This window comes from Flavobacterium sp. (assembly GCF_044376915.1).
In the GTDB taxonomy this organism is placed as follows: domain Bacteria; phylum Bacteroidota; class Bacteroidia; order Flavobacteriales; family Flavobacteriaceae; genus Flavobacterium.
On sequence record NZ_JBILKB010000009.1, the window covers coordinates 23,919 to 42,411 of the forward strand.

Annotated in this window: 19 protein-coding genes and 1 tRNA gene; 9 read left to right on the forward strand and 11 right to left on the reverse strand. The window is 34.4% G+C overall.

The window, feature by feature from the left end; genetic code table 11:
• Positions 1-23: 23 nt before the first annotated feature.
• A tRNA-Met gene (locus tag ACIQ6Z_RS01885) sits at positions 24-97 on the reverse strand.
• 146 nt (positions 98-243) lie between these two features.
• Between ACIQ6Z_RS01885 and ACIQ6Z_RS01890 the strand changes: the two genes are divergently transcribed.
• Positions 244-636, forward strand: coding sequence for an START-like domain-containing protein (locus tag ACIQ6Z_RS01890; RefSeq protein WP_396209243.1), 393 nt, complete (start codon positions 244-246; stop codon positions 634-636).
• Positions 637-685: 49 nt separating this feature from the next.
• Complete coding sequence (locus tag ACIQ6Z_RS01895; RefSeq protein WP_396209244.1) at positions 686-1,525, forward strand: aminotransferase class IV; 840 nt, start codon at positions 686-688, stop codon at positions 1,523-1,525.
• Here ACIQ6Z_RS01895 and ACIQ6Z_RS01900 read toward each other — a convergent pair.
• From ACIQ6Z_RS01900 to ACIQ6Z_RS01920, 5 genes are all read right to left on the reverse strand, one after another.
• Positions 1,518-2,081: a YqgE/AlgH family protein gene (locus tag ACIQ6Z_RS01900; RefSeq protein WP_396209245.1), complete on the reverse strand. Its 564-nt coding sequence runs from the start codon at positions 2,079-2,081 to the stop codon at positions 1,518-1,520. The two genes, ACIQ6Z_RS01895 and ACIQ6Z_RS01900, sit on opposite strands and share 8 nt — an antisense overlap.
• Positions 2,082-2,193: 112 nt before the next feature.
• Positions 2,194-2,472, reverse strand: coding sequence for an HU family DNA-binding protein (locus tag ACIQ6Z_RS01905; RefSeq protein WP_396161425.1), 279 nt, complete (start codon positions 2,470-2,472; stop codon positions 2,194-2,196).
• 178 nt (positions 2,473-2,650) lie between these two features.
• Positions 2,651-3,598 carry a methionyl-tRNA formyltransferase gene (gene fmt / locus ACIQ6Z_RS01910; RefSeq protein ID WP_396209246.1) on the reverse strand — a complete coding sequence of 316 codons (948 nt, stop codon included), beginning with the start codon at positions 3,596-3,598 and terminating at the stop codon, positions 2,651-2,653.
• A complete protein-coding gene (locus ACIQ6Z_RS01915) occupies positions 3,585-5,483 on the reverse strand; it encodes an ATP-dependent DNA helicase RecQ (RefSeq protein ID WP_396209247.1) in 1,899 nt (632 codons plus the stop codon). The genes fmt and ACIQ6Z_RS01915 overlap by 14 nt, the downstream gene beginning before the upstream one ends.
• A gap of 39 nt (positions 5,484-5,522) precedes the next feature.
• Entirely contained in the window at positions 5,523-6,062 is a 540-nt protein-coding gene (locus ACIQ6Z_RS01920; RefSeq protein ID WP_396209248.1) for an AAA family ATPase, read from the reverse strand.
• A 127-nt stretch (positions 6,063-6,189) separates the two neighbouring features.
• Between ACIQ6Z_RS01920 and ACIQ6Z_RS01925 the strand changes: the two genes are divergently transcribed.
• The 4 genes from ACIQ6Z_RS01925 (at position 6,190) to ACIQ6Z_RS01940 (ending at position 9,349) form a co-directional block, all read left to right on the forward strand.
• Positions 6,190-6,474 carry a DUF493 family protein gene (locus ACIQ6Z_RS01925; protein ID WP_396209258.1) on the forward strand — a complete coding sequence of 95 codons (285 nt, stop codon included), beginning with the start codon at positions 6,190-6,192 and terminating at the stop codon, positions 6,472-6,474.
• 4 nt (positions 6,475-6,478) lie between these two features.
• Entirely contained in the window at positions 6,479-7,180 is a 702-nt protein-coding gene (locus ACIQ6Z_RS01930; protein WP_396209249.1) for a DUF4290 domain-containing protein, read from the forward strand.
• Between the two features lie 5 nt (positions 7,181-7,185).
• Positions 7,186-8,496: a UDP-N-acetylglucosamine 1-carboxyvinyltransferase gene (gene murA, locus ACIQ6Z_RS01935; RefSeq protein ID WP_396209250.1), complete on the forward strand. Its 1,311-nt coding sequence runs from the start codon at positions 7,186-7,188 to the stop codon at positions 8,494-8,496.
• Positions 8,497-8,581: 85 nt separating this feature from the next.
• Positions 8,582-9,349: a sulfite exporter TauE/SafE family protein gene (locus ACIQ6Z_RS01940; RefSeq protein ID WP_396209251.1), complete on the forward strand. Its 768-nt coding sequence runs from the start codon at positions 8,582-8,584 to the stop codon at positions 9,347-9,349.
• A 31-nt stretch (positions 9,350-9,380) separates the two neighbouring features.
• Here ACIQ6Z_RS01940 and ACIQ6Z_RS01945 read toward each other — a convergent pair whose 3' ends face one another.
• A complete protein-coding gene (locus ACIQ6Z_RS01945; RefSeq protein WP_396209252.1) occupies positions 9,381-11,846 on the reverse strand; it encodes a DUF5686 and carboxypeptidase regulatory-like domain-containing protein in 2,466 nt (821 codons plus the stop codon).
• A gap of 50 nt (positions 11,847-11,896) precedes the next feature.
• Complete coding sequence (locus ACIQ6Z_RS01950) at positions 11,897-12,307, reverse strand: type II 3-dehydroquinate dehydratase (protein WP_396209253.1); 411 nt, start codon at positions 12,305-12,307, stop codon at positions 11,897-11,899.
• Positions 12,308-12,677: 370 nt separating this feature from the next.
• Between ACIQ6Z_RS01950 and ACIQ6Z_RS01955 the strand changes: the two genes are divergently transcribed.
• Entirely contained in the window at positions 12,678-13,151 is a 474-nt protein-coding gene (locus ACIQ6Z_RS01955) for a hypothetical protein (RefSeq protein ID WP_396209254.1), read from the forward strand.
• Positions 13,152-13,226: 75 nt separating this feature from the next.
• On the forward strand, positions 13,227-14,126 hold the full coding sequence (xerA, locus tag ACIQ6Z_RS01960; protein WP_396209255.1) for a site-specific tyrosine recombinase/integron integrase: 900 nt from the start codon (positions 13,227-13,229) through the stop codon (positions 14,124-14,126).
• Between the two features lie 57 nt (positions 14,127-14,183).
• Here xerA and rny read toward each other — a convergent pair whose 3' ends face one another.
• The 3 genes from rny to ACIQ6Z_RS01975 all read right to left on the reverse strand — a co-directional run bounded on the left by rny (position 14,184) and on the right by ACIQ6Z_RS01975 (position 16,547).
• Positions 14,184-15,746: a ribonuclease Y gene (rny, locus tag ACIQ6Z_RS01965; RefSeq protein ID WP_396209256.1), complete on the reverse strand. Its 1,563-nt coding sequence runs from the start codon at positions 15,744-15,746 to the stop codon at positions 14,184-14,186.
• A gap of 209 nt (positions 15,747-15,955) precedes the next feature.
• On the reverse strand, positions 15,956-16,249 hold the full coding sequence (locus ACIQ6Z_RS01970) for a cell division protein ZapA (protein WP_396197157.1): 294 nt from the start codon (positions 16,247-16,249) through the stop codon (positions 15,956-15,958).
• 7 nt (positions 16,250-16,256) lie between these two features.
• Complete coding sequence (locus ACIQ6Z_RS01975; RefSeq protein WP_396197158.1) at positions 16,257-16,547, reverse strand: hypothetical protein; 291 nt, start codon at positions 16,545-16,547, stop codon at positions 16,257-16,259.
• 192 nt (positions 16,548-16,739) lie between these two features.
• On the opposite strand from ACIQ6Z_RS01975, the gene ACIQ6Z_RS01980 reads away from it, so the two are divergent.
• On the forward strand, positions 16,740-18,425 hold the full coding sequence (locus tag ACIQ6Z_RS01980) for a M23 family metallopeptidase (RefSeq protein WP_396209257.1): 1,686 nt from the start codon (positions 16,740-16,742) through the stop codon (positions 18,423-18,425).
• The last annotated feature ends 68 nt before the right edge of the window (positions 18,426-18,493 follow it).

Here is an 18,493-nt window from a genome sequence, read left to right on the forward strand (position 1 = left end):
TAAATGTTAAGGGTTTGTCTCTGTAGCGAGGACGGGAGTTGAACCCGTGACCTCAGGGTTATGAATCCTGCGCTCTAACCAACTGAGCTACCTCGCCAAAAGTGGTCTAACATCCTATTTGAATGCGGGTGCAAATATAAAACTATTTATATTCTTTGCAAATATTATTTTGCAAATAAATTAAAATCTTTTTTTGTATTTTCAATAAATTCTCTATATATTTCGCTCATTAAAATCTGTCCCATGAGTGTAAAAGTAAAATACGAATTAGAATTCCCAATACAGTCTTCGCCACAATTATTGTATCAATATATATCTACTCCTTCGGGGCTTTCGGAGTGGTTTGCTGATAATGTAAATTCAAGAGGCGAATATTTTACATTCATTTGGAATGATTCGGAAGAAAAAGCGAGGTTGGCTTCCAAAAAATCAGGCGAGCGCATTAAATTCAAGTGGATGGATGATAGTGATAGTGAAACCGATTATTTTTTCGAATTGAAAATCATGGAAGACGAAATTACAAAAGATGTTTCAATCATGATAACCGATTTTGCTTATGAAGACGAATTGGAAGAGTCAAAATTACTTTGGGAAAACCAAATTTCTGATTTAAAACATGTCTTAGGTTCTGTTTAAAATTCATTTTATTGAAGTATATTTGTCCCGATTTAATCGGGATTTTTTTATGGTAAATTATAACGGAACTATTCAGGAAAATAGTGCGGTTTTCGTGGAATCCAATCGTGGATTTTTAGTAGGTGATGCCGTTTTTGAAACAATCAAAGTGGTTAACAATCAAGTATTGTATCTTGAAGATCATTATTTTAGACTCATGGCTACCATGCGTATTTGTCGAATGGAGATTCCGATGCTTTTAACTATGGAATATGTTGAAGCACAAATTCTCCAATTGATTGAGGTGTTTCCTGCATCCGCTGCCTTTCGCGTACGTTTTTCTGTTTTTAGAACCGGAGGTGGTTTTTATGCGCCTCTTTCTAATGAAGTAGCGTTTGTTGTAACGGCGATGCCCATTGAAATAGCAAAATATATAATAGAAAAAGAAGTATACGAAGTCGAATTGTACAAAGATTTTCACGTTTCAACACAATTGCTTTCTACCTTAAAAACCAACAATAAGCTCTTGCATGTTGTGGGATCTGTTTTTGCAAAAGAGAACAGTTATGATAATTGTTTGGTACTCAACGAAGAAAAGAATATTGTTGAAGCTTTGCAAAATAACATTTTCATGAAAATGGGGAATGTTATTAGTACCCCGCCCATTTCTCAAGGATGTATCAATGGTATCATGCGCAAACAAGTTCTTGCCTTACTTTCAAAACTGGAAGGATATGAAGTAAGAGAAGAGGTTATTTCACCTTTTGATTTACAAAAAGCAGATGAATTATTTCTTACCAATGTTATTTCTGGTATTCAACCGATTACCCAATATCGTAAGAAAAACTATGGACTAGATTTTTCGAGAGAACTAGTAAAACGCCTAAATGAAAGTTTGCAACTCAATTGAGTGTAGGGTTTTCAGGTGCATTTGAAAACAATACATATTCGCCGCCTTGTTCCATGATTTTTTCTTTCCAAAAATGATGGCTTGATTTGGATAGCAATTGGTCTTTGAGTGTATTTTCTGTTACAATCCAGGCCTTTTCTTGTAATTCTACCTGTAGTTGATCAACACCCCAACCAGTATAGCCTAAAAAGAACCGGATGTGTTCTTTTGAAATCTTCTTATCATTGATCAATTGTTTGGTCACTTCAAAATCACCACCCCAATAGATTCCATTGGAAATTTCGATACTGTTGGGAATAATTGCTGGAATGGTATGGATGAAATATAAATTATCTTGTTCAACAGGTCCGCCATTATAAATTTCAAAGGATGCATCAATATCGTCTATCAAATCATGAATGGAATATTGAAGCGGTTTGTTTAAGATAAAACCGATAGAACCTTCTACAGCATTGTGTTCGGTCAGTAAAAGTACCGAACGATTGAATGAAAAATCGCCTAATAATGAAGGTTCAGCAATTAATAACTGCCCTTTTTGTAGTGTGATCGATTTCATAAGCTGAAAATTTATGTTATAAAGTTATCAAAATAACATGAGAAATTCAAAAGGATGAAAAAAAAAGAAGTCCCGATACTATCGGGACTTCTGCTGTTATAATCAAAAAATATTATTTTTTGTTTACTGCTCCGTCTAATTCAGCACCAGCTTTGAATTTTACTACATTTTTAGCAGCAATTTTGATAGTTTTTCCTGTTTGAGGATTTCTTCCATCTCTAGCAGCTCTTTTAGAAACTGACCAAGATCCGAAACCTACTAAAGAAACTCTTCCACCTTTGTTTAAAGTTCCTTCAACATTGCTTAAAAATGATTCTAAAGCTAATTTAGCAGCTGCTTTTGTAATACCAGCAGAAGCTGCCATTGCATCGATTAATTCTGATTTGTTCATGATAAAGTTATTTATAATTGGTTAAACTTAATTATTTGATAGCAAATTTAGCTGTATAATTGACCTACGCAAGTATTCTTATTAAATTTTGACTAAAATGTTGATAAAATAGGGTAAATGTTAATAACCTTAATGATTTTAGCTTTTTTTTTAGTCTTTTTTCTAGTGTTTATAAGGCTTAGAGGGCTATTGCATTTTCAGAAAAAGAGTGCCCATTCAACAATTCGTGTGCAAGCATTTTTTTCTTCCCAGGAAATTGAAGTTGGGACACTTTGAGTAATCCATCATTTGTGACGATTACAATTTCTTTTTTAGTAGTATAAATTGAACCAACAGCTTTGCTTTCTGAGTTGGATTCAAACATAACAGCATATAATTTAACATGCCACTCTTGGTCTCCATCTTTGATAATAGTCCAAGCGGCTGGATAAGGTGATAAACCGCGAATTAAATTTTTAATGGTGCTTCCTGGTTGGGTCCAATCAATTTTACAATTGTTTTTGTTGAGTTTGTAGGCTGTTTTTACATCTGGATTTTCGACTTGTATAGTGGTCACTGCTTTTTGGTTTTCAATTAAAGCCAATGTTTCAATCACTGCTTCACTACCAAGTAGCATGAGACGATCATGCAGTTCACCTGCCGTTTCATCGGCTCCAATTGGAATTTCTTTGCGTAAAATCATGGCACCAGTGTCTATTTTATCATCGATAAAAAATGTGGTTACACCTGTTTGGGTTTCTCCATTAATTATGGCCCAATTGATAGGAGCGGCACCCCTATATTCTGGCAGCAAAGACGCATGTAAATTAAAAGTACCCAAATTTGGCATTTTCCAAACGACTTCAGGGAGCATTCTAAAGGCTACAACTACTTGTAGATTGGCTTGTAAACCTTCTAATTCCAACAAAAAATCGGGGGATTTTAAATTTGTAGGTTGCAACAGGTGCAACTTTTTGGAAAGAGCATATTCTTTAACCGCACTAATGCTTACCTTTTGACCTCGACCAGCAGGTTTATCAGGAGCGGTAATGACACCTACAATTTCGTAATTACTGTTGTAAATGGTGTCTAAAATCCCAACGGCAAAATCTGGGGTGCCCATGAATACAATTCTAAGTTTTTCCATGCAGTATGTAATATTGATTGTACGAATTGATCGCAACTTTGTGTTGTTCTAATAATAATTGTAGGGCAAAGATAATGGCTTCCGAGGAAATTTGCAGTCTTTCTTCAATTTCTCTGGAAGTCAAAGGGGCTTCTTTTAATACATGTTCAATTAATGCAGTAGTTTCTTTTGGATTATTTTCTTTGGATTTCATGCAAAACGAACACATCCCACAGTTTTCTGCAACCTTTTCTTCAAAATAAGCCAAAAGTAACTTGTTTTTACATTGACTTGTATCTGAAATGTAGTGCAAAACGCTTTGAAATTGGTCTTGCTTGAGCTGGTTTTGATGGGTTAAAAATTTTGCAATTCTATTGATTGTTAAATCATCTTCTCGTACTTCATTAAAAGTTAGCGTGCTATCGTTGCTTTTTGCATGTAATAGGATGCAATTGCTTGCGGCAAGTTGATGAATCACTTTCTCAACCATGGCATCTGAACAAGAGGTTTTTTTTGCAATTAAGGTAGGATTTACCGCAGTTTCTACATCAAAAATTCCGGAGTATGTTCTTAGAATTGAAGTGATTATCGGTTCGTCTTCTGGGTGCAGACTACAATATCGGAGCACTTCTTTACTCGAAATAATAAATTGGAGGCTCATTTTTTCGGAAGATTCATTTTGATACGTGAGTAAACCTTGACGGTCCAAAAATTGCAAACTCGCAAACGTTTTAAGCGTTGGAAATTGGTACTGCACGCAAAACTGATTCAAATTAAAGACAAAACTTTCATTAAATCCTTCTCCGTAAGCGATCTGAAAGTAATTATTCAGTTTTACATATACATCTCTAACAAATTTTTTGTCGGGTAAGGTGGCAAGAAATTGATTTTTAGTCCATTCAATATCGGTAGCATTGGTGAGTACTATTCCAAATGCTTTTTCGCCATTTCTTCCCGCTCTACCCACTTCTTGATAATAGTTTTCAATATTTTCGGGCAACTGAATATGAATCACTGTTTTCACATCAGGTTTGTCGATGCCCATACCAAAGGCATTTGTGGCTACGATGACTTGTGCCTCGTTGTTGAGCCATAACTTCATGTTCTTTTCCTTCTCTTTGTGCGGAAGACCTCCATGATAATAAGTGCTTGTAAAGCCCAACTGATTAAGGTGTTGTGCGGTTTCAATACACGATCTTCTGTTGCGCACATAAATTATGGCTGATTGCGGGTTTTTTGAAAGAATTTGTTGGATCTTATAATTTTTATCTTCAGTAACAATAACATGATAGGCCAAGTTTTCACGCGCAAATGATTTGGTAAAAAAGGCGGGATCATTTAGTGCTAAATGTTGGCAAATATCGTCTTGAACGCGCTTTGTTGCAGTAGCAGTTAGCGCTAAAAAAGGCGTTTTGGGAAATGAAGTTTTTAAAGCGGAAATTTTTAAATAGGCGGGTCTAAAATCATGGCCCCATTGGCTTACACAGTGCGCTTCGTCTATCGCAATTAAATTGATGGGCAGTTGTTTTAATCGATCAACAATCCAATCGTGTTGGAGGCGTTCTGGTGAAAGGTATAGAAATTTGTAATTTCCAAATTGGCAATTGTCCAGTAAATCAATCACTTCGTCTTGTGAAATGCCCCCGGTTAGGGCAATGGCTTTTATGTTTTTCTGTTGTAAATTTTGCACTTGGTCTTTCATAAGTGCAACTAAGGGAGATACGACCAAACATATTCCGTCCAATACCAGCGCTGGAATTTGAAAACAAACCGATTTTCCACCACCAGTAGGCAATAAAGCAAAGGTGTCTTTCCCTTCGAGAACCGACTGAATTATGGCTTCTTGTGGCGTTCTAAAACGGTCGTGTTTCCAATATTTTTGAAGCAGTTGTAAGGGTTCAGACATGTGAAATAGGCATTTAGAAACACTAAAGTACGAAAAGTTTTATTTGGCAAGACGATTTAGGATAAAATCAACACGATTTTCTACTGTATCTTTTGGTACATCAACAATAGAATACCCATATTTTTCATAGGTTTCCACCAAATGCTCATGAATAAGTACTGCCTGTTCGTAGTTTTCATAGCGTTCGGCATCGCTTATATAGATTTCCTTCCAAGGCGGAAGCACAAATATTTTGCTGTACAGGTGATCTTTGCATGCTTGATCGAAAAAGGCAGGATAGGCATCGCCAATGTAGTTCATGTAGGCCAAAACATCCGGGATTCCTCGGTCGAGAAAGACTACAGATGCGGTTTCATTTTGTGCCGATAGAAATTGTTTTTTTCTTCCTTCCAAGAGAAGCTCACTAAACAGTAACGGATTTTCAAGAAACAATTGTTCGATCCCTTGTTCTTGCGCTTCTTTGATTACTTCTCGTGAAATTTCAGGATAGCAAGTATGTCCTTTTATTTTGAGTGCTTCAATTAAGGTTGTTTTTCCCGAACTTGGGCCGCCAATTAATACCACTATTTCTTTATTCATAAACTGAAATATAAGGCACAAAAGTAAGTTTTTTTAAAAATCTAATCAACTTTTAAATTTTATAAGTGGTAACAATATAATTCTGAACATAAAAAAGTATATTTGCTTTTTAATATCGATGAAGATGATGGACAAGAAAACAGAAGATTTCTATAGTAGATTAAAAGAAGAACTGTCAAACTCAACACTTTGGCCTTCAGAGTATTTGTATAAATTTATTTTACCTTCATCCAATTCGGGTATTGCGAAAATCGAATCCGAATTTAACGACATGGGCGCAGTTATTACTACCCAACAATCTAAAACAGGTAAATTTACCAGTGTTTCGATTAGTGTGACCATGCCAAGCGCACAAAGTGTTATCGATAAATATATTGCTGTTTCGGACATAGAGGGCATTATTTCATTATAAAATTATGATAGAAGAAGTAAGTTATTTAGAATACAATTCACAACGCAGCCATTTGATTATTCCAGAATATGGAAGACATTTGCAAAAATTAATCGATCAGGCGACTGCAATTGAAGATCGAGAAGAGCGAAACAAAGCAGCAAGATATATAATTTCGGTGATGGGATCTTTGAACCCACATTTGAGAGATGTTCTCGATTTTCAGCACAAATTATGGGATCAGTTGTTTATTATGTCCGATTTTAATTTAGATGTAGATTCGCCTTATCCGATTCCTTCTAAAGACATATTAACCCAAAAACCCGATAGACTAAATTATCCACAAAATTTTCCTAAATACCGCTTTTATGGGAATAACATCAAATATATGATTGATGTAGCAAATAGCTGGGATGATAGTGAATTGAAAAACGCTTTGGTTTTGGTTATTGCCAACCATATGAAAAAATGTTACTTGAGTTGGAATAAAGACACTGTAACTGATGAGGTAATTTTTGAGCATTTGATGGAACTTTCGGGCGGTAAATTAAACCTTTCCAAATCAAATGAAGAGCTTTCAAACACGCAAGATTTGATGAAAGTTAATAAAAAAGTATCCAATAAAACACAATTTACGGCAAACAAACCCGGGATTCTAAAAAAGAATACCAACGGTAAAAATCATCTCAATAAAAATAATAAAAACACATTCAAAAAAAATAGTTAATCAGCATGGGAACATTTAAAATTGAAGGGGGTAAATCGTTAAAAGGAGAAATTACTCCTCAAGGTGCTAAAAATGAAGCTTTACAAGTTTTATGCCCAGTATTACTAACCTCGGAAAGGGTTCGTGTAACGAATATACCAGACATTATTGATGTAAATAAATTGATTACGTTACTCGGAAATTTAGGCGTAAAAATTCAGAAAAATGGTCCTGGTGATTATACTTTTCAGGCTGATGAAGTCAATGTAGATTATTTAAAAACCGAAGCGTTCAAAAAAGAAGGTGGAAGTTTGCGAGGTTCGATCATGATTGTGGGGCCGCTATTGGCTCGTTTTGGTTGTGGTTATATTCCAAAACCTGGAGGAGATAAAATTGGAAGAAGACGTTTGGATACTCATTTTGAGGGTTTTATTAATTTAGGGGCTACTTTTAGATATGAAAGAGAAGACCATTTTTATGGTGTAGAAATAGACGGTAGATTAAAAGGAACCTACATGCTTTTAGACGAGGCTTCTGTAACCGGAACCGCAAACATAGTAATGGCAGCTGTCTTAGCTGAAGGAACTACTACCATATACAATGCAGCTTGTGAGCCCTATTTACAACAATTGTGTAAAATGTTGAACTCCATGGGCGCTAAGATCACTGGGGTGGGTTCAAATTTACTAACTATTGAAGGTGTAACCCAATTAGGCGGTTGCGAGCACCGTATTTTACCTGATATGGTTGAAATTGGATCTTGGATCGGATTAGCTGCAATGACGCGAAGCGAAATTACCATCAAAAATGTGAGTTGGGATAATCTAGGGCAAATTCCAAATGTGTTCCGCAAATTAGGAATTACATTAGAACGTAAAGGAGATGATATTTATATTCCGGCTCATAAAGACGGCTATGAAATTAAGACCGATATCGACGGATCGATTCTTACGATTGCTGATGCACCTTGGCCTGGATTTACACCTGATCTGCTTAGTATAGTGCTTGTCGTTTGTACGCAAGCTCACGGTGACGTATTGATTCACCAAAAAATGTTTGAAAGTCGTTTGTTCTTTGTCGATAAGTTAATTGATATGGGGGCAAAAATTATGTTATGTGATCCGCACAGAGCGGTAGTCATGGGGCATAATTTTCAATCGCAACTTAAAGCAACATCTATGAGTTCTCCAGATATTCGTGCTGGTATTTCACTTCTTATTGCCGCATTAACGGCTAAAGGTACAAGTACAATTCAAAACATTGAGCAAATCGATAGAGGTTATGAGCGCATAGACGAACGTCTTCGAGCCATTGGTGCCGATATTGTAAGAGTATAAATCAGTGTGCAGTGTTTGGTAATGCGTTTGTCGTAATCCAATTGTAGTGTCGAACACGTAAAACTAAGATCACTGAATACGGAGAATGGAAACCTATATCATTATTTTTCTTTGCCTTGCCTCATTTGTAGCCGGTTTTGTTGATGCAATTGTAGGAGGTGGTGGCTTAATTCAAACGCCCATAGCCATAGTACTTTTGCCCAATATTAGTATTGCATCTGTTATAGGAACTCTGAAAATCCCCGGATTTAGTGGAACAAGTATGGCGGCGTATCAGTATTTAAAAACAACAAAAGTAAATTGGAGCTTGTTTTTAATTATGGCTTTTGTGTCGTTTGGATTTGCTTTTTTGGGTTCAAGTTTGCTCAATATTATGCAAAATGATTTCATGAAACCGTTGCTTTTTTTCATTTTGATTTTGTTGCTATTGTATACCTATTTCAAAAAAGATTTTGGACAGTTTCAAATCGAAAAATTAACGCAAAAGCAAACATACATTTACGGTATTGTTATTTGTGTTTTTTTAGGGTTTTACGACGGATTTATTGGTCCTGGAACCGGAAGTTTGTTGATAATGGCATTTATTGCCATCTTAGGGTTTGATTTTTTACAAGCCAATATGTATGCAAAACTTGTTAATTTGGCCACTAATTTTGGTTCCATTACTTTATTTGTCCTGAAAGGAAAAATCATATGGACAATAGCTATTCCCATGGCGCTAAGCAATGTAACGGGATCTTGGTTGGGCGCCCGGTTAGCTATTTCAAAAGGTAACGGATTTATTCGAATTTTCTTTTTAATTGTAGTTGGAATTGCATTACTTCGTTTTGGATATGATGTATTTTTAAAATAAAAAAGCACCTCATTGAGGTGCTTTTTTAGTCTTACAATTTCAAGCCAAACATTACGCCATCTCCTTGAAAACCATTTTGGTAACTTCGAACATAATCAATACGTAACATTCTAAATTTACCCCAACCAATATTGTCAAAGCCAATAGTTAGTTCTTGGTAAGGTTTGGAATTTGGAATATTTATTTGGTGAAAACCACCAATTAAATTCCACTGTAACTTGTTCAACAACGGAATTTTATTCATGATGTATCCTTTAAAATTATGCTCTATATGCGTTTCAATATAGGCATCATTTGTAGAATGACTATAATAAGGTAGTAAATTGAAAGCATTTAATGAATTGTTCATGATGTTAACATGTGTCAGATTACCGTTAAAGTGTTTAAAGTCTACGAAAGCAATATTTTTAGCACCAAAGAATTTACCCGCTTTAATTCGCAATTCAAAATCACCTTTATTTCCTATTGTTTTTGAATAGTCTACAACCGCGTTTATTAAGTCATATCGATAGTTTTTGTGAGTAGTACCAAATGCTTTTTCATAGTTCAAACTAATTACCGGATAGTTGTCATTTTGAATGTTGATTTTTCCGTCGGGACGGGAAATATATTTTTGCCCAAAATGAATTCTAGTGCCCAATTGAAATTTGAAAATATGATGAGGATTGAAAGGTGTTGACGTAAAATTCAAAGGTTGTAATGGGTCATTTGAAGTATATAAATCGTCACTTTTTATGAGCGTATATTCTGTTGTATTGAGTAGAGCTCGTCGATTTTCATAAATCAGTTTGCCTGATATAAATAAACCGTTTGCTACCTCCCTTCCATAATTAACATCTGCAAATTCCTTGTTATATAACTTCATAAAGTTATTCGTAAAGAACAATGTACTTACAGTATTCACAATACTGCTAATAGGTTCTGCCCCGTTAAATTGATTGATACTACTCCCCCCTGAAATTGACAAGTAAGCATTGTTGTGGTTGTTAAAACGATGGAAGTAATTGCCTTTTACTCGGAGTCTGTTTTCTGAAAGGCCATAATTAAAAATCGAGCTAATATAGGTGTATTTTCCGGTTTCATCGTTCCATTTTCGATACGAAAAACCACTATCTAAATTGTATCCTTGAACCGTATTAAATCCGAATGATTCTAAATTTGAAATGCCTTGGTAATTTAAGCTCCATTTTTTATAACTATTTTTATACGTATAGCCCAAAAGTATTTTTTCTAATTCAAAACGATTGTTTTTTGCGTCAATTGAATCCAAGTAAGTTTTAGATTTCCGAATGGTTTGTACGCTGTCTTTCTGTATGTAGTTTTTAACTTCTTCTGATGTTAAGGGCACCGGTCGGGCCGTATCCCAAAAATTGATTTCTTTTTTGTTTGCGTTTTCAGCAAAAGTAACGAGTTCTTTTCCAAAGGTTTTTTTGTCAAAGGCATCTTTGAATTGGTAATTGCTAAATACATGAGTAAATTTTCCGGTGAATTTCATACCAAAAATTCCGGCACTAAAGTCTATGGATTGGATATTTTTTGCCCATATTTTTGTTGTAGCATTATAGCTAAAATTTTGTGTTAATTTCATGTTCTCCATGATAGGCTCTTGCATACGATATCCTTTGATGTCTAAATCTATTCCGTATATAGCCCAAGAATTTTCTACTATGTATATATAGCCTTCAAAAACTGGCTCTTTATCACGTCTTGGGGTGACTTTAATTTTATTGATTAGCTGGCTTTTTTCATCTAAAAAAGTGCTTTCTAATTTGTATTTATAGTAATTAAAGGCATTATTTGCTATAGGAGACACCATGTTGATGCCAAAGTTTACATAATTTTCATAGAAATCGTAATTTGTGTTTAATGCTGTATTATAACTGAAACCATTATCGTTTCCTGCTATTTTTGAAGCGATTATCTCTTCTTTTAAGTTGTTTGGTTTTTCAAATTTTATTTTGGAAACGGTTTCCGATTGGTAAATGATACCACTTCTCGTTGAATCAAGGTTTCCGTCAAAATCTCCAATTTCAATTCCCATGAATTTTTTGGGAATATCTTTGACCCTAAAAATTCCTCTTGAATAAAAATAAGCTTCAAATTTATCGGTTTTGGCAGCGTTCTTTTTTCGCGCTGTAATAGCATTTTTAATGATTTCGTTGGTTGGATTTTCTGAAGTATTGATGACCAATTCTTTTAATTCATAATTTTCTTCCAATAAAATAATGTCCAGTTGATAAGGAATATTTGTGTTTGCAATAATGTGCTTTTGTGTTTTGAAACCTAAATGTTGAAATATGAGGGGTATGTTTTTTTGGTCTTTGCTATTGAGTTCGTAGTTTCCCAGTTCGTTCGTAGTGGTTCCAATGTATGTGTTTTCGATAAAAATATTTACATAAGGTAAGGGTTTTCCGTTTTCATCTTTCACCGTGCCTTTTATTTGAGCAAAGGAAATTAAGGAATAACATAGCGTAAGGGTAAGTAAGATTTTTTGCATAAATGGTTTATTGTTATAGACGATAATAAATAATAAAAGGTTGTATGAAATTAAAAAGATTGAACGGCTAATACATAACTTTTAAGGCCAAAACCAATAATAACTCCTTTTGCGTGTGGCGAAATAAAAGATTGGTGTCTAAAGGTTTCTCTGGAAAAGGTATTTGATATGTGTACTTCTACTACAGGTGTGGTTATGGCTTTAATTGCATCGGCGATACCTATAGAAGTATGTGTATAAGCACCCGCATTCAAAATAATACCTGAATAACTAAATCCAACCTCCTGAATTTTCGAAATAAGTTCACCTTCTATGTTGCTTTGGTAATAACTTAATTCGATAGCAGGAAATTGAGTGCAAAGTTTCTCAAAATAGGATTCAAAAGTTTCTGTCCCATAGACATCCGTTTCTCGTGTTCCTAATAGATTTAAGTTAGGGCCATTAATAATGAGTAATTTCATAGTTGTAATGTTGGGTTAAAAAGATGATCTTTTACAAATTAATTTGGTTTTTGTAAAATTAGAAAAAAGGAGTAAGTAAAGCCGTTTTTTTAATAAAAGTTTGGCGAATTGGAGTGTGAAATAGAGTAGATAGAATGTAGTTTCTTATATAAATTGCTGTTTTTTTACACAATATAGGTACAACTACAAGGTTGTAGTTTGTTAATAACTTATTTTTTACAATTCATATAAACTACTGAAAAATAAGACTTTTTTTAATAACAGAAGTTTGATGAATATGTTGAAAACTTGTTAATAACTTATTTAACTATGTTGATAACTTCAAAAATAATCTATAAATTTGTTATTATTAACTTTAAAAATTATAATCATGAAAAAAGTTTTATTTGCTGCTATTGCAGTTATGGCCTTTGGAGCATCAAATGCTCAAGACGGTGGTTTTAAAGCGGGTGTTAACTTAGGTATGCCTATGGGAGATTACAAGGATTTTTATTCTACAAACTTAGGATTGGATATTGCTTATACTTGGGCGGTTTCTGATGAATTTGCTGTAGGTGTAACAACTGGTTACAGTATGTATAATGCTAAAAGTGGTGGTGATGCTGCTTCATTCATGCCTGTAGCTGCAACTGCACAATATTCATTTTCTGAGAGTATTTTTGCAGGTGCTGATTTAGGTTACGCTGTTGGTTTAGCTCCAAGCGGAATTGAAAGTGGTATGATGTATCAACCTAAATTAGGATATCAAACTGAAAAATTTGAGATTTTTGCAGGATATAAAGGTATCTCTTTTGATGGTTCATCTTTAAACACATTAAACTTTGGATTTAATTACAAATTCTAATTTGTAACTAAAATAATTAAAAAATCTCGCTTATAGCGGGATTTTTTTTTCTGCTATTTTCTTTATATTTGAAATATGAAAACCTGGGCCTCCTATATCAAAGAATATCAAAATTATTTAAAGTTGGAACGTGGTTTGTCTCAAAATACCATTGCCAATTATACATTCGATGTTGAAAAGTTGGTGTTGTTTTTAATCCAAAAAGAAATCGACTGTTCGCCCATCCAAATTTCAGAAGAGGTTATCCAACAGTTTATTTATGAAATGGCGTCTCAGGTAAATCCACGAAGTCAGTCGCGTTTAATTTCTGGCCTCAAGAGTTTTTTCAGTTACCTCATTTTTGAAGACTACAGAAACGATACACCCCTCGAATTAATAGAAGTGCCAAAGACCGGTCGAAAATTACCAGATACACTCGCTACCGATGAAATTGATGCGTTAATTCTGGCCATAGATTTATCCACTCCAGAAGGGGAGCGCAACAAAGCCATGCTTGAAACATTATACAGTTGTGGTCTTCGGGTATCGGAATTGATAACACTCAAATTGTCCGATTTATTTTTTGAAGAAGGATTTATCAAAATTACAGGAAAAGGTAATAAACAACGCTTCGTTCCCGTAGGAAAAACAACGATTAAATTGATTGCTTTATATGTAAATCAAATTCGTGTGCATTTGCCTGTTCAAAAAAGTTTTGAAGATACGTTGTTTTTGAATCGTAGAGGAAAACAATTAACGCGTGCCATGATATTTACCATAATAAAAGATTTGGCATTAAAAATCAATTTGAACAAAACAATTAGTCCGCATACCTTTCGGCATTCTTTTGCGACTCATTTACTTGAAAATGGTGCTGATTTGCGTTCCATTCAAATGATGTTAGGGCATGAGTCAATTACAACTACAGAAGTTTATATGCACTTGGATCGAAAATTCTTGTCGGAAGTATTGCACAATTACCATCCGAGGAAATAAAAAAAATCGTATTAAATGAATAATACGATTTTTTATTTATTGATAAATATTAGTCTGTTACTTAGCGATATTTACAGCTCTTGTTTCACGAATTACCGTAATTTTTACTTGGCCTGGATAGGTCATTTCAGTTTGGATTTTTTGAGAAATTTCAAACGATAAGTTGGAAGCAGCATCATCAGATACTTTTTCACTTTCAACAATCACACGTAATTCTCTACCGGCTTGAATAGCGTAGGCATTTTTAACTCCGTTGAATCCAAAGGCAATATCTTCTAAATCTTTCAAACGTTGGATGTAAGAGTCTAATACTTGACGTCTTGCGCCAGGTCTTGCACCAGAAATCGCATCACAAACTTGGATAATAGGAGAGATTAATGATTTCATTTCGATTTCATCGTGGTGTGCTCCAATGGCATTACAAACTTCTTCTTTTTCACCGTATTTTTCAGCCCATTGCATCCCTAAAATAGCGTGAGGCAATTCACTTTCAGTATCGGGTACTTTTCCAATATCGTGTAACAATCCAGCTCTTTTGGCTAGTTTAACATTTAAGCCTAATTCAGCGGCCATAATACCACACAACTTTGCGACCTCTCTAGAGTGTTGTAATAAGTTTTGACCGTATGATGAACGGTATTTCATTCGACCTACGACCTTAATCAATTCAGGATGAAGTCCATGAATTCCCAAATCAATAACCGTACGTTTTCCGGTTTCGATAATTTCTTCATCGATTTGTTTGGCAGTTTTAGCCACAACTTCTTCAATACGTGCTGGGTGAATACGTCCGTCGGTTACTAACTTATGTAAAGCCAATCGTGCGATTTCTCTTCGAACAGGATCAAAACAAGAAAGAATAATGGCTTCTGGAGTGTCGTCTACTATGATTTCAACACCTGTTGCTGCTTCTAAGGCTCTAATGTTTCGACCTTCACGACCAATAATACGACCTTTAACATCATCCGATTCAATATTGAATACCGATACACAGTTTTCTACTGCTTCTTCGGTTCCTACACGTTGTATTGTGCTGATGATTACTTTTTTTGCTTCTTGATGCGCCGTCATTTTGGCTTCTTCAACCGTATCTTGAATGAACGACATGGCACTTGTTTTTGCTTCTGCTTTTAAACTTTCCACCAATTGGTTTTTAGCTTCTTCAGCTGATAAACCTGATATGGTTTCCAATTGTTCTACTTGGCTTTTGTGTAAACGATCAATTTCTTGTTGTTTCTTTTCTAAAATCTCAATTTTTGTGGTGTATTCTGTGATTTTAGCTTCTGCATCGTCGTTTATTTTTTTTGCTTTTGCCAATTCGTTCGAAATTTGAGATTCTTTATCTCGGGTTCTTTTTTCGGCTTCAGCTGTTTTTTTGTCGCGCGCAAGTATTACTTGTTCGTGTTCTGCTTTTAATTCTAAAAAGCGTTCTTTTGCTTGAAGAATTTTCTCTTTTTTAGTCGCTTCAGCTTCAACTTTAGCATCCTTTAAAATAGAGCTTGCTTCCTTTTTAGCGTTTTTAATTAGATTAGAAACATTGCTTCTTTCTAAAAATTTTGCTCCGCCAAAACCGCCTCCAAGACCTGCCGCTAACCCTATAACTATACTTACTATATCCATGGTATGTTTAAAAAAAAATTATATAAAAAAGCCTACATTAGCTGTTTGTATAAACTCGGTTATACAAGATTTAAGCTAACTCGCAGTTCAAACTTCCCACTAAAGGGCCTGTTATAGTTGCAAAGATTCACTCGTTTAAATTCTTAGTGTTGAGTTTATCAAATATATACTAATGTAGGCAGTATCGTATTTATGTTGTAAGAACGTATTTATTTTGCAAGTAACTCACTCAGTTTTTTATCTAGATTTTGCAATCTAACCATAGCGGTTTCACTAGTTTGAGAAGTTGTAATTTGTTTTTGTTCCACTTGTGCAGCAAATTGTAACGCACACATGGCTAAAACATCCTGTTTGTCTCTTACGGCATAGCTTTGCTCGAACTGTTTAATCATGGCATCAATTTTTTTAGAAGCACTTCTAAGGCCTTCTTCTTGCGAGGGTTCCACTGTTAATGGATATACGCGGTCAGCAATTGATATTTTAATTTTTAGTTTCTCACTCATATGCTTTCTAATCAGAAAGTTGGGCTATGCAATAATCGATTTCTCGAATTAATGAATTTATTTTGAGTTTTGTTTCTCGTTTATTTTCTTCACTGCCTAATAACGAATTCACCATTTTAAGGGTATCCAATTGATTTTGAAAAGAAGTTAGGTCAACTGCCTGTTGCTGTTGCACTTTTTTTGAAAGCAACAATTCTTCTTGTAATTCTGAGTTTTTCTTTTCCAACTGAATCAACTTTTGATTGAGCTTGAAAAACTTAACTTCTAGAGAATCAATTAATTCGGATAATCCATTCATTAACGATGAAATTCATTTCAATAAGTCACAAAGTTAGCATTAGTATTCAAAAATAGCAACAGTTTTTGTTAAATTTTGTAATTAAATTTTATTTTGCACTAAGTAATTGACAATTAGTCGATTGTTTTTACCTAACTACTTTTTGTGGCAAACTTATTTTTTTTTACTATTTTAGCACTAAACTGCAGCGTTATGAAATTTGTATTAGCCTTTTTATTAGTTCCTTTTTTTGTTTTCAGTCAAGAAAATTATCCCCAAGATGCCTTTCAGTCGCCCCTAGCCATACCCTTAGATATTTCCGGATCTTTCGGTGAATTGCGAAGTAATCATTTTCATTCGGGATTGGATTTTAAAACTGCTGGTAAAGAGGGATTACCCGTATATGCGACCGCTGACGGTTACGTTTCTCGAATAAAAATCTCTCCCTTTGGTTACGGAAAAGCACTCTATATTACCCATCCCAATGGGTATACCTCTGTATATGGCCATTTGCAAAATGCTAACGGTGCGATTCAAGAGGTCATTAAAAAGAAGCAGTATCAAGAGCGCTCGTTTGAAGTGGAAATGTATTTTTATCCTGCAGATTTACCGGTTAAAAAAGGCGAAATCATTGCTTTTACAGGGAATACAGGGGGGAGTGGAGCGCCGCATTTGCATTTTGAATTTAGAGATACCAAATCGGAGCAAATTATTAATCCTTTGCATTTTGGATTTAAAAAAATAATTAAGGACGAACGAAAGCCCATTATCCAAGGTGTTGTGGTATATCCACTCGATTCTACGTTGGTAAATAATGCACAAAAACCCATCAATATTTCATTCAATAAGCAATCCGATGGTACGTACCTTTGCACTAAAGTAAAGGCGAATGGAAGAATTGCTTTTGGTATCAATGCTTATGATTATTGTACCAATGCCTATAACAAAAACGGATTGTATAAAGTTAAAGCTTACCTCAATGGGGTGTTACAATATCAATATGGATTTGATACATTTGCTTTTGACGAATCGCGTTATATTAATAATTTCATCGATTACGAACGTTTTCATGATATGGGACAACGTGTTCAAAAATTATTTGAGTTGAACAATTATCCGCTTTCAATTGTAGCCGGTAATAATAAAGACGGGACATTAAAAATTGTTCCCAATGCCAATTATACTTATCGTGTAGAATTGTATGATTTTCATCAAAATAAGATAGAACTAATTATTCCTATCGAATATGGATCTCAGGTGCCTTCTATAAAAAAAACAATACAAAAAACACCCTTTTTTGTAAAAGCCAAAACAGAATCTATTTTTGAAAAAAATAAAGTATCGGTTTATGTGCCAGAAAATGCTTTTTATGCTAATTTTTATATGAATTTTGATGTCAATGGTGATGTGGTAACACTTCACGATGATAGTGTTCCTGTTCACAAAAACATTACACTGACCTTTAATGAGGTTACCGGATTAAATGAAGAGCAATTGAGCAAAACCTATATTGCTACATTGGAAGGATATAAATTGGAATTTAATAAAACTACACGCAAAGGGAATACTTTTTCTACCAAAATTAAAACTTTGGGTACTTATAAGCTAGCACAAGATACTACACCACCTCGTATTTATAATGTAAATTTTGTGGAAGGTAAAACGTTGAAAGAGCAAAAAACAATAAGTGTTTGTGCCACCGATTTGCATTCTGATATTGCTTCATATAAGGGGTATTTGAATGGAAAATGGATTTTATTAGAATATGATTATAAAACAAATAAGCTGCTGCACAATTTAGACGATGGCATTTGCGTTTCAGGAAGAAATGATTTAAAGATTGTCGTGACCGATAGTTTACAAAATTCTACTACCTTTGAATCTTACTTTTTTAAATAATAAAATTCATATTTTGAAAAAAAGCGGCTTATTTTTCTTTCTTTGTTTGTGTTCTGCAATCACTTTTG

Coding starts and splice junctions, on each gene's coding strand:
- ACIQ6Z_RS01975 (WP_396197158.1), bottom strand. CDS start 16,547: ATGAATGGATTATCCGAATTAATTGATTCTCTAGAAGTTAAGTTTTTC.
- xerA (WP_396209255.1), top strand. CDS start 13,227: ATGAAAACCTGGGCCTCCTATATCAAAGAATATCAAAATTATTTAAAG.
- ACIQ6Z_RS01915 (WP_396209247.1), bottom strand. CDS start 5,483: ATGTCTGAACCCTTACAACTGCTTCAAAAATATTGGAAACACGACCGT.
- ACIQ6Z_RS01950 (WP_396209253.1), bottom strand. CDS start 12,307: ATGAAATTACTCATTATTAATGGCCCTAACTTAAATCTATTAGGAACA.
- ACIQ6Z_RS01980 (WP_396209257.1), top strand. CDS start 16,740: ATGAAATTTGTATTAGCCTTTTTATTAGTTCCTTTTTTTGTTTTCAGT.
- ACIQ6Z_RS01895 (WP_396209244.1), top strand. CDS start 686: ATGGTAAATTATAACGGAACTATTCAGGAAAATAGTGCGGTTTTCGTG.
- ACIQ6Z_RS01920 (WP_396209248.1), bottom strand. CDS start 6,062: ATGAATAAAGAAATAGTGGTATTAATTGGCGGCCCAAGTTCGGGAAAA.
- ACIQ6Z_RS01970 (WP_396197157.1), bottom strand. CDS start 16,249: ATGAGTGAGAAACTAAAAATTAAAATATCAATTGCTGACCGCGTATAT.
- ACIQ6Z_RS01890 (WP_396209243.1), top strand. CDS start 244: ATGAGTGTAAAAGTAAAATACGAATTAGAATTCCCAATACAGTCTTCG.
- murA (WP_396209250.1), top strand. CDS start 7,186: ATGGGAACATTTAAAATTGAAGGGGGTAAATCGTTAAAAGGAGAAATT.
- rny (WP_396209256.1), bottom strand. CDS start 15,746: ATGGATATAGTAAGTATAGTTATAGGGTTAGCGGCAGGTCTTGGAGGC.
- fmt (WP_396209246.1), bottom strand. CDS start 3,598: ATGGAAAAACTTAGAATTGTATTCATGGGCACCCCAGATTTTGCCGTT.
- ACIQ6Z_RS01945 (WP_396209252.1), bottom strand. CDS start 11,846: ATGCAAAAAATCTTACTTACCCTTACGCTATGTTATTCCTTAATTTCC.
- ACIQ6Z_RS01925 (WP_396209258.1), top strand. CDS start 6,190: ATGGACAAGAAAACAGAAGATTTCTATAGTAGATTAAAAGAAGAACTG.
- ACIQ6Z_RS01905 (WP_396161425.1), bottom strand. CDS start 2,472: ATGAACAAATCAGAATTAATCGATGCAATGGCAGCTTCTGCTGGTATT.
- ACIQ6Z_RS01940 (WP_396209251.1), top strand. CDS start 8,582: ATGGAAACCTATATCATTATTTTTCTTTGCCTTGCCTCATTTGTAGCC.
- ACIQ6Z_RS01930 (WP_396209249.1), top strand. CDS start 6,479: ATGATAGAAGAAGTAAGTTATTTAGAATACAATTCACAACGCAGCCAT.
- ACIQ6Z_RS01955 (WP_396209254.1), top strand. CDS start 12,678: ATGAAAAAAGTTTTATTTGCTGCTATTGCAGTTATGGCCTTTGGAGCA.
- ACIQ6Z_RS01900 (WP_396209245.1), bottom strand. CDS start 2,081: ATGAAATCGATCACACTACAAAAAGGGCAGTTATTAATTGCTGAACCT.